This window comes from Mesobacillus subterraneus (genome assembly GCF_020524355.2).
Classification (GTDB): Bacteria; Bacillota; Bacilli; order Bacillales; family Cytobacillaceae; genus Mesobacillus; species Mesobacillus subterraneus_C.
In genome coordinates this window covers 718,441-731,356 of the sequence record NZ_CP129019.1, presented here as the reverse complement: position 1 = coordinate 731,356, position 12,916 = coordinate 718,441, and the positions used below count along the sequence as shown (strand labels likewise).

At 43.4% G+C, this 12,916-nt stretch carries 13 protein-coding genes; 2 read left to right on the top strand and 11 right to left on the bottom strand.

Translation table 11 applies throughout. From position 1 onward, the window contains the following. Positions 1-18: 18 nt before the first annotated feature. From ytfJ to sppA, 4 genes are all read right to left on the bottom strand, one after another. Positions 19-531: a GerW family sporulation protein gene (ytfJ, locus tag LC048_RS03630; RefSeq protein WP_226602755.1), complete on the bottom strand. Its 513-nt coding sequence runs from the start codon at positions 529-531 to the stop codon at positions 19-21. 19 nt (positions 532-550) lie between these two features. After that, positions 551-1,246 carry a DUF2953 domain-containing protein gene (locus tag LC048_RS03625; RefSeq protein ID WP_226602756.1) on the bottom strand — a complete coding sequence of 232 codons (696 nt, stop codon included), beginning with the start codon at positions 1,244-1,246 and terminating at the stop codon, positions 551-553. A gap of 74 nt (positions 1,247-1,320) precedes the next feature. Continuing rightward, a complete protein-coding gene (locus LC048_RS03620; protein WP_371931992.1) occupies positions 1,321-1,956 on the bottom strand; it encodes an RDD family protein in 636 nt (211 codons plus the stop codon). Between the two features lie 13 nt (positions 1,957-1,969). Beyond that, entirely contained in the window at positions 1,970-2,980 is a 1,011-nt protein-coding gene (gene sppA, locus LC048_RS03615; RefSeq protein ID WP_306049462.1) for a signal peptide peptidase SppA, read from the bottom strand. A 143-nt stretch (positions 2,981-3,123) separates the two neighbouring features. Here sppA and LC048_RS03610 point away from each other — a divergent pair, with 143 nt between their 5' ends. Further along, positions 3,124-3,924 (top strand): NAD kinase, encoded by an 801-nt coding sequence (locus LC048_RS03610; RefSeq protein ID WP_226602758.1) that lies wholly within the window; start codon positions 3,124-3,126, stop codon positions 3,922-3,924. A gap of 64 nt (positions 3,925-3,988) precedes the next feature. After that, positions 3,989-4,183: a hypothetical protein gene (locus tag LC048_RS03605; protein ID WP_226602759.1), complete on the top strand. Its 195-nt coding sequence runs from the start codon at positions 3,989-3,991 to the stop codon at positions 4,181-4,183. Between the two features lie 230 nt (positions 4,184-4,413). Here LC048_RS03605 and rarD read toward each other — a convergent pair whose 3' ends face one another. The 7 genes from rarD to ezrA form a co-directional block, all read right to left on the bottom strand. Further along, positions 4,414-5,349 carry an EamA family transporter RarD gene (rarD, locus tag LC048_RS03600; RefSeq protein ID WP_226602760.1) on the bottom strand — a complete coding sequence of 312 codons (936 nt, stop codon included), beginning with the start codon at positions 5,347-5,349 and terminating at the stop codon, positions 4,414-4,416. A 543-nt stretch (positions 5,350-5,892) separates the two neighbouring features. After that, positions 5,893-6,213: an iron-sulfur cluster biosynthesis family protein gene (locus tag LC048_RS03595; RefSeq protein WP_226602762.1), complete on the bottom strand. Its 321-nt coding sequence runs from the start codon at positions 6,211-6,213 to the stop codon at positions 5,893-5,895. A gap of 119 nt (positions 6,214-6,332) precedes the next feature. Then, positions 6,333-7,913, bottom strand: coding sequence for an acyl-CoA synthetase MbcS (mbcS, locus tag LC048_RS03590; protein WP_226602763.1), 1,581 nt, complete (start codon positions 7,911-7,913; stop codon positions 6,333-6,335). A 210-nt stretch (positions 7,914-8,123) separates the two neighbouring features. Further along, positions 8,124-8,330, bottom strand: coding sequence for an alpha/beta-type small acid-soluble spore protein (locus tag LC048_RS03585; protein ID WP_102263877.1), 207 nt, complete (start codon positions 8,328-8,330; stop codon positions 8,124-8,126). Between the two features lie 91 nt (positions 8,331-8,421). Then, on the bottom strand, positions 8,422-9,630 hold the full coding sequence (thiI, locus tag LC048_RS03580) for a tRNA uracil 4-sulfurtransferase ThiI (protein WP_226602765.1): 1,209 nt from the start codon (positions 9,628-9,630) through the stop codon (positions 8,422-8,424). Continuing rightward, positions 9,627-10,772, bottom strand: a complete 1,146-nt coding sequence (locus LC048_RS03575; protein WP_306050427.1) for a cysteine desulfurase family protein — start codon at positions 10,770-10,772, stop codon at positions 9,627-9,629. The genes thiI and LC048_RS03575 overlap by 4 nt, the downstream gene beginning before the upstream one ends. A gap of 427 nt (positions 10,773-11,199) precedes the next feature. Further along, complete coding sequence (gene ezrA, locus LC048_RS03570; RefSeq protein WP_371931991.1) at positions 11,200-12,831, bottom strand: septation ring formation regulator EzrA; 1,632 nt, start codon at positions 12,829-12,831, stop codon at positions 11,200-11,202. Positions 12,832-12,916: the final 85 nt, after the last annotated feature.

Here is a 12,916-nt window from a genome sequence, read left to right as displayed (position 1 = left end):
CTGTGTAAATTCAACTGCTTAGAGATCCAGGTCTGTTTTCGGACCGTTGTAATCAGACTGAGAATGGCCTTGGTTCTTGTTCTGGCTGCCATCCTGGCTGTTCTGGTCTTTCTTTGACATCATTTGCTGAATTTTTTCAACGGCCTGTGGAGCCAGATCAAGTATCTTCTCGTACAAATGTGTACTTTCATCAAGATGGAGCATTTTTACACCCTTAGAGTTGACGATCAGGAAAGCAATTGGTGTGATTGACACACCGCCACCGCTACCTCCTCCAAAAGGGTGCTGGGAACCTCCAGACTGTCCTCCTGAGCCACCAGAACCGCCTGAGCCACCGGATCCTCCTTTAGAGCTTTCCAAAACAAATTCACTTCCACCAGCTGCAAAACCGAAACCTACCTTTGAAACTGTCAGGATTACACTTCCATCCGGAGTTTCTACGGGGTCTCCAATGATTGTGTTAACATCAATCATTTCTTTCAAGCTTTCCATGGCAGTTGTCATTAATCCTTGAATTGGATGGTCGGACATTCCTGTTTCCTCCTTAATTTTAGACAGAATTAGTATTATCACCAGAAAGAGCGGATAATGGCTTTGATTTAAATTCTGGCCAGCCGCCTTTCCAATATTTAACCAGCTTTATTCCTGCTAAAATAGCATGCCCGACTCTTACTTGAATCATACATTTAAAACTAGTAATTGAAACAGTTTGCTGGAAGCTTGGTGAAATCGTCATGACAGGCATTTCTTTCATTTTCATATAGTAGCTCAGGAGACCGATCACTCCGCCTTTGACTGCCCAAAAAGCCCCGGTTATCACGCCTGTGGCCGCTGCATCTGAAACGCCAACCATGGTGTGCCATTCGATATTCCGTATTGTAACCTTTTTTAAAAAATCCCGGACGATTTTATGGAGACCGGTGATGTGGGTGATCAGCTGCTTGAAATCATGAAGGCTGCTAAGTAAATCATTTTTATCCACTTGCGTTGTTTTTTGTTGTTTCATATTTTCATCGGGACCTGTTTTAACTTTTTGCTCTGCGATGATTGTTGGAGAATTATCATCAATTTTTACTACAGGAACTTCTATCGTAAACTTGAGCAAACCACCCCAAGCTTTAATCGTTACCTTAAAATAATCATTATCATTGCCGTGGAAATAATCTAAAAAAATCTTAACTTTTGTAAAAAAGATTATTAGTACAAGCACCGTGAGAATCAGTATGGCGAGCAGCACCCATTTCATCGTCCTCCACAACCTTTCAGCTTATTATTATCAACAAAAAGGCAAAAAAATAAACCTGCCGCAGCAGGTTCATTCTAACGTGGTTCATATATTACCGTTGTATCGGCAAACAGATCATGCAATCCCTGTTTCTTTTTTGTAAAAGCGACTACCACATATAAAACCAAGATGGTCGCTGAAATGAAACGGCCGATCCATTCTCGGAAAATAACGGTTCCCCATGTAAGTCCCTTTCCATCCAGCTCCACCACTTTCAAACCAAAGACCATTTTGCCGAGGGTCTGGCAGAAGTACTTTGTCATTAACACAAAATATAAGTAGAAGACGACAGCTGTAGTGATGGTGATCGGTGAAAGGATTCCATCCTCAATCAACGGCACATCCAATGCCCGAAACACAGGATTGATGACCATACGGTTGATGCTTCCAATTACAATCAAGTCAAGCAAGTACGCCCAAAAACGTGTCCAGAAACCGGCATAGTGACCAGCGTATATATAATTCCCCTGTTCCGCCTTGTCATGTTCATAAACTTCAGGTTTCCGGTCGTCTTCCACTTGTATATTGCTAGAATCAGACTGAGGATCGCGACGATCCGTTTCTGACTGGAAATGTGACTTGTCATCAGAGATTTCGGTCCCTTCCTTGACTTTTCCTGGTTCAGTTTGAGAGGGTACATTTTCCCGTTCTTTAAAATCATCCGAATTCATATTTTATCCCTCCTTATTCCGCATATAAATACATCAGGCGTGGAGAATTAGGCTGGGACAATAACTTCATTAAGCCTGCCATTTCTGCGTCTTTCCCCATGATTTTTTGTGCTCCCATGCTGAAAAATGAACCAAAACCCATGCTTTCTGTGTATTTTACAACAGTAGCATCGCCGAGCTTTTCGTCCTTTCTGACATTCTCAATGACATCCTCAAGATAACCGAATCCGTCGATTAACTTCAGCTGCTTTGCCTGACGTCCATCGTAAATACGGTCATCGGCAATTTCCTTGACCCGTTCAACAGACATATCGCGTCCTTCTGAAATGACTTTTACGAACCCCTCATATGAGTTGTCAATCATTGATTGGAGGATTTTGCGTTCATCCTCTGTCATTGGTCTCGATGGGCTCATGATATCCTTATATGGCCCACTTTTGATTGTCGTGAATTCAACTCCATACTTTTCGGCAAGACCTGCATAATTAACTCCCTGCATAATGACTCCAAGCGACCCGGTAAGCGTTTCAGGGCTGGCAAAAATTTTATCAGCAGGCGCAGACACATAATAACCTCCAGAAGCGGTCATCGATCCCATCGATACATATACCGGCTTTTTCGCTTCCTTCTGAATTTCCTTGATTTTGTCATGAATTTGTGCGCTTTCCACGACACCGCCACCAGGCGAGTTCACTTGCAGGATGATTGCCTTAACATCATCCGCTTCCTTAACATAATCAAGCTGTTCCATGAAAGTTCTATGATTATATAGAGGACTTTCAAAGAATGACTCAGCATCCCCTGTATCCTGGATTACTCCATTGATGGACAATACCGCTATTTTGCTCAGCATGTCACCTTCTTCGATTATTTCTTCAGCGAACATTTCTTCTGATACCGCAAACATATCGGTAAAAGCATTTTCTGCGTCACTAAATGCCACTGTAGACAGAAGATTAATAACTGTTGACGCAATGAATAATCCGACGGCTATCCCTAATGCCGCCCACCTTTTCCCATTCATCTTGAAGCCCCCTTGTAAGTTTCTCGTACTTTCAAAATCTTATGAAAAAATGATAAACTAATGTCAATAACATTTATTTTAGCAAAAGATTTCAAAAGTGGGTAAAATTATGGAAGAAATACGAAATGTTTGGAGGAATTTTTATGCCAGATCGCCGTAATATTTATTTTCACCATACACCCGACACAACGATGCTGGAAAAAGTTGAGCCTCTTTATGAGCTGGCTCGCCGTTATGATTTCAATATCGTGACCGACTATCGAACCGCAAATATTATTGTAAGTATTGGTGATGACGGTACCTTCCTGCAGGCTGTCAGGAAGACCGGCTTCCGCGATGATTGCCTATATGCCGGTATTTCAGTGACTGGATCGCTGAATATGTATTGCGATTTCCATCTCGAAGATACGGATAAAATGATTGAAGCAATCACTAATGCACAAATCGAAGTCAGACGCTATCCGACGATCGAAGTAACAATCGATGGCGATACAACATTTGTCTGCCTGAATGAATTCAGCGTACGTTCAGCGATCATAAAAGCATTTGTAATGGATGTATATATCGACGACAAGCATTTTGAAACCTTCCGTGGAGATGGTATGATTGTCGCTACTCCTACGGGAAGCACAGCGTATAATAAGTCGGTAAACGGCGCAGTTGTTGACCCTCTCCTTCCGTGCATGCAAGTCAGCGAACTTGCTTCTGTAAACAATAATGATTTCCGGACCCTCGGCTCTTCTTTCATCTTGAGCGGAGACCGAAAGCTTACCTTCAAGGTTGCCCAGGACGGAAATGATTATCCAATCATGGGAATGGATAACGAAGCACTTAGCATTCAACATGTCGAAAAATTCGATGTGAAACTGAGCAACAAAATCATCAAAACTGTCAAACTCAAGGACAACTCATTCTGGGAAAAAGTAAAGAGGACATTCTTATAAGAAAAGCGCAAGCGCCTGGGTCAGCCCCGACAAGCGCTGGATGGCCGACCGGTGAAGTCGATCTTTGACTTCACCTGAGCGAACTGAAACCGAAAAGTGTAGCCGACTGTCCAGAAACGCAGAAACTGGAGACTCCGACAAAGAAGCGCTTTTTGCTTCTGCCGGCGGAGTTGAAGTTACTGCGTTTCTAGGAGGCGACACTAGACAATTCGAAAAGCGGAGGCGACTGCTCAACTCCGACAAGCGTTGGAGGGCCTGACAGTGAAGTCGCTCTTTGACTTCATTGGCAGGACCGAAACGTCTCGAGGAGTTAGGAGCCGCAGCTAGACAAACGTCTCGAGGAGTTAGGAGCCGCAGCTAGACAAGCGAATCGAGGGGCTAGGCGCTGGAGCTGGACAATTCTCGAAGTAGAATTTATACTTACTAACTTCTTAAAAAAAGAGCTGCGGATTATTCCGCAGCTCTTTTTTGGGATCTTTGTTGCAGCCCTTACATAGGCAAACCCTTTTCTTTTTTCCACTTAACTGTCAGCGCTGCTGCCATTTTTGTCCTTGATAAAGAGTAAAGGATCAAGGCTGACCAGATAAAGGTAAAAGCAAGCAGGTGGATTGTCGAGAATGTTTCGTGATAGACGAAAACCCCAAGGATGAGCGTCAATGTGGGTGCGATATATTGCAGGATACCAAGTGTTGCGAGCGGAATCCTTTGAGCACCTTTAGCGAAAAAGAGAAGAGGAACCGCCGTAGCCGCCCCTGCACCCGCCAGCAGCAGCGTAGTCGACACTGAGCCAGCAAATAGTGAGTTTGTTCCCTGGTTTAGGAGGTAGCCAATGTAGATAGCAGCGAGCGGCATAACGACCAGTGTTTCAAGCGCAAGCCCAACAGCCGAGTCTACCTTGATCAATTTCTTCGCCAATCCGTACAGACCAAAGGAAATTGCTAGTGATAAAGCAATCCAAGGAAATTGTCCGTAGGAAATCGTCATAATCAAAACACCGATTGCTGCGAGAGCAAACGATACATATTGCAGCAAAGATAGACGTTCCTTCAGAAAGACCATTCCGAGAAGGACACTTACGAGCGGATTGATATAATAGCCAAGGCTAGCTTCGATCATCTGGTCTGTATTCACCGCCCAGATATACATGAACCAGTTAATGCTGATTAACATAGATGCCACAGCCAGGGCGGCTAATTGCCTTTTGTTCTTAGCCAACCCAAGCAATGTCCCTGTAAAAAGTCCCCACTTCTTATTAATGAGCAGAATAAAGGCGATGAAGAAGAAAGACCAAAACACACGATTAGCCAAAATTTCATCAGCATTCACATGATCTAACAGCTTCCAATAGACAGGGAGGAACCCCCATAATATGTAAGAAAAAGCTGCGTATAGGACACCAGCTTGTTGTTCAGTCCTTTTATCCATAGGGATAGCCTCCTAATATTTCTAGACTCGAAATAATATCATTATAAAGCGGAACCCTCCGGACTGACAATCTTTTTTTTCGGTACCAATAATAGACGAATTATGCAGATTTAGCATCTCTCTCTTACCACCAAAGCGATGGTGGATGACGATTCCTTCTGATCCTGCTGCTTTTTGTGTCTCCATAAGTACGATGGATTTACGCTTTCTTCTGGTCCTGCACCATTTTGTGTCCCCATAAGCCCGGTGGATGGCGCTTCATCTGTTCATGCGCCTTTTTGTGTCTCCATAAACCCGATGGATTACGCTTCCTTCTAATCCTGCTCTTTTTTGTGCCTCCATAAGCCCGATGGATGGCACTTTCTTCTGGTCCTGCTCCTTTTTGCGTCTCCATAAGCGCGATGGATGGCGCTTTCTTCTGATCCTGCGCCTTTTTGTGCCTCTATAAGCTCGGTGGAGAGGAATTTCTTTTTTCTTGCGTTTTATGCGCCACCATAATGTTGATTGGATGGGTTTTATCATAAAAAAATAACCCGCACTGGGTTATTTCTCTTGTCGTGGTTTAAGTTTGAAGTTATAGCCATATGTCTCTTCAGCGGAGGATATTTTATAGCCGAAACCTTGTTTGTAATCTAAAAATATTTTTGAAGGCAGTGATTCCAACGATAATTCCGGTACGAAAAAGTGGATGCCGCTTACTGTGAGGACTTCATCATCAGCCTGCTTCTCCTCTACTTGCAACTCGATGTCTGTCGCGATTGAACATGTCCCAACAAACTCTGCCAGAATTCTGATTCCTTCCCTTTCGCCGAATTGGACCTTTTTTAACTCGTCCAATGCAGCCTCCCTGATTTCAATTTCCATAAATAATCACCCTTTCTATCTTAAAATATACCCAAGTTTTCATTTTCAACGCATTCTTTGATACTTGCATAATTACATACAAAAAGCAGGCACAATGGCCTGCCTTTTGTTTACACTGTTTATTTTGCGCCTTCTAATTCCTTCTTGCGTAATTCGATGCGGCGGATTTTACCGGAAGTTGTTTTTGGTAGTTCATCAAGGAACTCGATCTTCCTCGGATACTTATAGGGTGCCGTCAAGTCCTTTACATGCTGCTGCAGCTCACCTACAAGGTTTTCCTGTTCACGGCTGATTCCTTCACGCAGGACCACAAATGCTTTGACGATATGGCCGCGGATTTCATCCGGTGATGCGACTACAGCACATTCACTTACATAAGGATGTTTTACCAGTGCATCCTCAACTTCAAAAGGCCCGATCGTATAACCAGAACTGATGATGATATCATCTCCCCGTCCCTCAAACCAGAAGTAGCCCTCTTCATCTTTGCTCGCTTTGTCGCCTGTTACGTAATAATCGCCGCGGAACTGCATCGCTGTTCTCTCTGGATCCTTGTAATAGTTCTTGAATAACGCTGGTGTTTCTACATGGACAGCGATGTCTCCCACTTCTCCTGGAGCACATGGCTCACCATCCTCATTGATAATCTCGACAGAGTTTCCAGGCGTTGGCTTGCCCATGGACCCCGGTCTCAATTCCATGCCCTTCGTCACGCCGACAAGCAATGTATTTTCTGTCTGTCCATAACCGTCTCGCACCTCTACATTGAAATGCTTCTTAAATGTATCAATTACTTCACGGTTAAGCGGTTCTCCCGCAGAAACGGCACTGTGAAGTCCTGGAAGGTTAAAATCACTTAAGTTTTCTACCTTCGCCATCAGACGGTATTCCGTCGGTGTGCAGCAAAGGACATTCACATTGTATTTTTGTAAAAGTGACAAGTATTTTTGCGGCTCGAATTTTCCCTGGTAAACCAGGCCGGTTGCTCCGGTTCCCATAACAGATAAGAACGGGCTCCAGATCCACTTTTGCCAGCCAGGACCTGCAGTGGCCCAGACAGTGTCACCATCCTCAATTCCAAGCCAGTTTGTTGCTGCTGTGCGAAGATGCGCATATGCCCATCCATGAGTATGGACGACCCCTTTTGGATTGCCAGTCGTTCCGGAGGTGTAGCTAAGGAATGCCATGTCATCTCGTTCAGTAGCTGCAAGTGGAAGGTCAGCCGAAGCATTTTCCATTTCTGCATTCAGATGAATCCAGCCTTCTTTCTCGTCTCCAATAACGAACTTAGGCAGGTGATCCGCTTCCTCGATTCCGGCAAATTCATTAGTAAAAGGAGCATAGCTGACAATTGCTTTTACGTCGCCATGGTTGATTCGATATTGAAAATCCTTCGTTCTTAGCATTTCGGAACTAGGAATGACAACTAACCCCATTTTCAAGGCTGAAATATAAACCTGATAGGCTTCAATCAATCTCGGTACAACGACCAGGACGACATCACCCTGCTGCAATCCATGATTCGAGAAAACGTTTCCAATTTTATTCGCATTATTTAGAAGTTCACGGTATGTAATCTCTTTCGTGCTGCCTGCTTCATTTTCCCAGATAATCGCTTTTCTTTCCTGATCCTGAGCGAAGCGCTCTATTTCAGATACAAGGTTATACTTTTCTGGTGCAATCAATTGTTCCCTGTTCATATTCTTCCCCCTCATAATGTTTTGTTAAGGCCGGTTTCGCTTATGCGACTACTTGCCTTACTAATCCCCAATCCCTATTATACAAAATTATTTAAAAATTTAAAATTATATAACAACATTTTTCAATATAATAATTCTCATTTGTTTTTTTCCATATAAAAAGAGCGGGGCATGTGCCCCGCTCCTTGTAGCCATATTATTAATTTGTAATTAGCGAGAGTATCCGCCACCAAGTTGTTGTTCAGCCATTTGAACCAAACGCTTAGTGATCTCTCCACCTACAGAACCGTTAGCGCGAGAAGTAGTTTCTCCGCCAAGCTGTACACCAAATTCAGAAGCGATTTCGTACTTCATTTGGTCAAGAGCTTGTGATACTCCAGGTACTAGAAGTTGATTTGAGCTGTTGTTGTTTGCCATGTGTTTCACCTCCTTGTGAGTATAGAGTGTGTAAAAACACATGGCTTAATTCAAAACTTTAATTGGTAATTGTTCACAAATTTTTCATAATCTAAAATAAGTCACCCAATGTGTCATCTTTTCGTTCTGATGCAGGTTGAAGAAGGATACGTTCCGTTCCTTCGACGGCTTTTTGGATCAATTCCTCAAAGTCAAAGAAGCTTTCATATTTTTGAACCTTTTCTAGTTTTGGCTTTGTTTTTGGTGATGCAGGAACAAAAACCGTGCAGCAATCTTCATAGGGGCGGATCGATATGTCATGGGTATCGATATGATGAGCAATATCCATGATTTGAAGTTTGTCCATTGTAATCAAAGGTCTGATGATTGGTGTAGCAGTCACTTCATTGATCGCATACATGCTTTCAAGCGTCTGGCTTGCGACCTGCCCAAGACTTTCACCAGTGATAATCGCAAGGCCGCCCTGTTTTTCCCTTATAGCGTCAGTGATGCGGAGCATAATTCTCCTTGTTGTTGTCATCGTATAGTTTTCCGGAATTTGCTTGTGGATAGCCTGCTGGATTTCAGTGAACGGTACGATGTGAAGCACGAAATGCCCATATACCTCAGCTAGTTTTTCAGAAAGATCGATAACTTTTTGTTTTGCCCGCTCACTTGTAAATGGCGGACTGAAGAAATGGACTCCTTCAACTTCGAGACCTCTCTTCATTGAAAGGTAACCTGCTACGGGACTGTCAATACCTCCGGAAAGCATCAGCATCCCTTTGCCCGCAGAGGCAGCAGGGAGTCCACCAGCACCACTTATCGTTTCTGCCGAAATATAGGCGGCTTCTTTCCTGATTTCAATCTGAAGATTAATATCAGGGTTGCGGACGTCCACTTTCAAGTTATCAACATTCCTTAAGATGTGGCCGCCGAATTCTGAATTGATCCCGTTTGTATCCAATTCAAATGTCTTATCTGACCGTTTAGCAGTGATTTTAAAAGTCTGTTCCGGTTTATGAATCTTCCTGAACAGTTCGAGTGAAGCATCTTTCATTTTATCTAGATCTTTTTCAACTTTCACAGCCGGGCTGAAGGATTGAATCCCGAATATTTCTTTCAGTTTCTCTCCAATTCCATCGCTATCCTCACCATTAAGAAGGATGAACATGCGGTCGCGTTCTGCCTTGATGGTTATATTCGGATAGTTGATTAAAGCTCTTTTAATATTTTTTCTCAGTCGATCAATGAATTTATTCCTGTTTCTTCCTTTAGTCGATATTTCTCCATACCGAACCAAAATACGGTCATACATCATTTCTTTACTACCTCGCTTAAATGTTTTACTGTCTCAGCAATTGCCTTTGCTGCCAGCTCTGCTTCTTCTACTGTATTGCTGAATGTCAGGCTTACCCTGATCGCGCTTTCCGCTTCATCTTGCGGCACTCCCATTGCCAGCAAAGTCGTGCTTGCAGCTTTCTTTTTGGATGAGCAGGCGCTTGTCGTTGATACATATATATTTCTTTTTCCCATGGCATGTACAAATGTTTCAGCCTTCAAGCCCTTGATGGAAAAGTTCAAAATGTGAGGGGCGCGATTTTTTATCGGCGTGTGAATGATAATTTCCTTAATTTCGGTGATACCACTTCTTAATCTTTCCATCGCTTCTTCCATTTGATTCAGCTTTTCTTTTCTCTGTTCAAATGTCATTCTCAAAGCCTTGGCCATTGCTACCATGCCTGCTACATTTTCTGTTCCGCTGCGCTGCTTCCATTCCTGATTCCCGCCGGAGAATAGTGGAGACAAGTGGACTCCTTCTTTGATAAATAATGCACCTGTCCCTTTCAGTCCATGGAATTTATAGCCCGATATGGTGGATAAGTGGACTCCGGCTTCGTAAAAGTTAAGTGGTACCTTTCCTACTCCCTGAACAAAGTCCACATGAAAAAACACTTTTGGATACTTTTTAAGCATGGTTCCAATTTCCTTTATAGGCTGAATGGTACCGACTTCATTATTGACATGAATCACAGACACCAGAATCGTATCGTTACGCATTTCCCTCTGAATCGACTCCGCGCTGATAAAGCCGTTACGATCTGGCTTTACATAAGTTATTTCATAGCCGAGCGATTCAAGCTGAACCATCGCATTGTGGATGGAAGCATGCTCAATGCTTGTGGTTATGATATGCCTGCCTCTTTCGCGGTGGTCCATCGCGATTCCTTTTACAGCAAGATTATTGCTTTCCGTTCCACCGGATGTGAACAGGATTTCCGTTTCTTTTACATTCAGCAGCTTGCCTACCTGGGAACGAGCCTGCTGAAGCAGCTTCTCTGCCTGGCCGCCGATTTTATGAAGAGATGAAGGATTTCCGAAAAATTCTTCTGAGACCTTTAAAAATGAATTCAGCACTTCTTTATAGGGTTTGGTTGTGGCACTGTTGTCTAAGTAAATCATCATATCCCCCCTTATTCAATACGTTAATGCTAACTAGAAATCTTATCATAAGAAATAATCAATGAAAAATATTTGGAATTGACATTATATAGTATGTCCGGAAGATTGAAAAGCGCAAGCGCCTTGGTCAGCCCCGACAAGCACTGGAGGGCCTGACAGTGAAGTCGTTCTTTGACTTCATTGGCAGGACCGAATTCGAAATGCGGAGGCGACTGTCCAACTCCGACAAGCGCTGGAGGGCCTGACAGTGAAGTCGTTCTTTGACTTCATTGGCAGGACCGAAGCGTCTCGAGGAGTTAGGAGCCGCAGCTAGACAAGTGACTCGAGGGGCTAGGCGCTGGAGCTAGACACTAATCTAAGTGGATAAATTTATACTTTTTTATTCCGCATAAAAACAGGTCTCCATGACGGAGACCCACGTTTATTATTACTCTTTTTCAGCTAACATTTGCTCGATTCTCTTTAGGGCACCAGGATCTACTTCCTCTATAGATGTAGCCGCCTGTTCAAGTGCATCACGATAATCGTAATTCCGGAAACACTCTTCTGCTTCTCTAAGTCCACGATCAACCGAAGGATATCGACTGCGGTATCTATTTCCATATTGAATGACTCGTTCAGCCAGCATGACTGTCTCGACGATTTCTTCAGTCGATGCCTCAAGCTTTTCAACCGTCAGCACAGCGATTTCTAAATACTGTTGAACAACAGGAATATCCAGCGGCTTTTCCTCAAGCTTTTCATTGACTTGTTTGATGCTTTCATTGGCATCTTCTAGAAGGTATTTATATTCCTGTGACAGACCAGGCATATTGCTCTTGGAAACAATTCGGATCAGTTCGGAGATCTTTTTAGAAAGATCCCATACCTTATCCCTAGCCGCCATTTCATCCTTCCTTAGGGCACTCAACTTTTCCATTAATACTTTTTGCTCTTCAACAAGTGTATCAAGCAGCTGCTTCGCTTCTTCAAGCTCCACCATTATCAGGCTTTGCGCTGTGTCGTTTTCAGTAATTCTGTGATCAATCAGCTCAAAGCGCTTAAGCAGCGCTTTAAGCTGTTGTTCTACATTCGTTTGTGCCGACAGCTCTTTATCATTCAGGTGATAGCTCTCCTGGATATGCTTTGTCTCTTCTTTCAACGTCTTGCTTTCTGTTATTGCTTTTACGAGGGTTTCTTTCGCCTCGTGTTCTGTCTTCGTAATGTATTGTTTAGCCAGGACCTCAGCTTCAAGGAGATCGAATAACTTCTCTACGCGTTCCTTTAAGCCCTGAATACCCTGTTCAGCCTTCTCAACATCGCCCTTTTCAAGAGAAGCCCGATATTCAGTCAATTCAATGCCGATTTCCTCGACCTCTTTTTCTGAATTCAGATGGTCAAGTACATATCCCTGTGCAGCCATTTCTTTGACGCCGTCCTTCAGATCGCTGACTTGAGCAGGAATGACCGACTGGCAATCATGCAGCAGCGCTGGTATTGAATCCATCTTGCTGGATACCTGTTCCAGCATGGACTGGATGGACAACACCGTTTCCCTTGCTTCAAGGTAATTCCCATTATCTGTCTTCTCATCAAATTCGATGAATTTTGCCTGGATGTTTTCAAGCATGACTTCGAGACTGGCCTCAGCACTTCCAAAACTGTGGCGGTGTGACAGAAGGTTTTTCTTATTATCCCTGTATTGCTCCTTCAAGCCATCGATTTCTTCACGGTTTTTCTCTTCGCTTCCAACAAGTTCATTTAACTCATCGAGGATTTTTTTGATCTTATCCTCAGTTTCCGTTAGCTTGCGATCAATGACGGCAAGAGATTCCTTAGCCTTTTTGAATCTGTATTTGTCAATGTACTCCTCTGCATCGAACAAATAATCTTCGATGCCTGGCAGCTTGGACGTAACAAGTTCATCCCATTCCTGACGCCAGCGTTCGAAAAGTTCCTCCGTCTGGCCCGTCATGTTCAACTGTTTTACCTTTGACATTTCATCGAGTACAGGCCGGTTCATAATATCGATTTTCCATGACTCATACCGGTCGACCTCACTGTAATACTTCCGTTTCATAAAATATCCTAATAAAAAAAAGAATTATCAATATAGCTATTCCGCCGATTATGTACTCCATTGTTATCCCCCTGGCCTCACAAAT

What these genes read in the sequence shown, in the direction of transcription:
- ytfJ (WP_226602755.1), bottom strand. Translation starts at nt 531, where the DNA reads ATGTCCGACCATCCAATTCAAGGATTAATGACAACTGCCATGGAAAGC.
- LC048_RS03625 (WP_226602756.1), bottom strand. Translation starts at nt 1,246, where the DNA reads ATGAAATGGGTGCTGCTCGCCATACTGATTCTCACGGTGCTTGTACTA.
- LC048_RS03620 (WP_371931992.1), bottom strand. Translation starts at nt 1,956, where the DNA reads ATGAATTCGGATGATTTTAAAGAACGGGAAAATGTACCCTCTCAAACT.
- sppA (WP_306049462.1), bottom strand. Translation starts at nt 2,980, where the DNA reads ATGAATGGGAAAAGGTGGGCGGCATTAGGGATAGCCGTCGGATTATTC.
- LC048_RS03610 (WP_226602758.1), top strand. Translation starts at nt 3,124, where the DNA reads ATGCCAGATCGCCGTAATATTTATTTTCACCATACACCCGACACAACG.
- rarD (WP_226602760.1), bottom strand. Translation starts at nt 5,349, where the DNA reads ATGGATAAAAGGACTGAACAACAAGCTGGTGTCCTATACGCAGCTTTT.
- LC048_RS03595 (WP_226602762.1), bottom strand. Translation starts at nt 6,213, where the DNA reads ATGGAAATTGAAATCAGGGAGGCTGCATTGGACGAGTTAAAAAAGGTC.
- mbcS (WP_226602763.1), bottom strand. Translation starts at nt 7,913, where the DNA reads ATGAACAGGGAACAATTGATTGCACCAGAAAAGTATAACCTTGTATCT.
- LC048_RS03585 (WP_102263877.1), bottom strand. Translation starts at nt 8,330, where the DNA reads ATGGCAAACAACAACAGCTCAAATCAACTTCTAGTACCTGGAGTATCA.
- thiI (WP_226602765.1), bottom strand. Translation starts at nt 9,630, where the DNA reads ATGATGTATGACCGTATTTTGGTTCGGTATGGAGAAATATCGACTAAA.
- LC048_RS03575 (WP_306050427.1), bottom strand. Translation starts at nt 10,772, where the DNA reads ATGATTTACTTAGACAACAGTGCCACAACCAAACCCTATAAAGAAGTG.
- ezrA (WP_371931991.1), bottom strand. Translation starts at nt 12,831, where the DNA reads ATGAAACGGAAGTATTACAGTGAGGTCGACCGGTATGAGTCATGGAAA.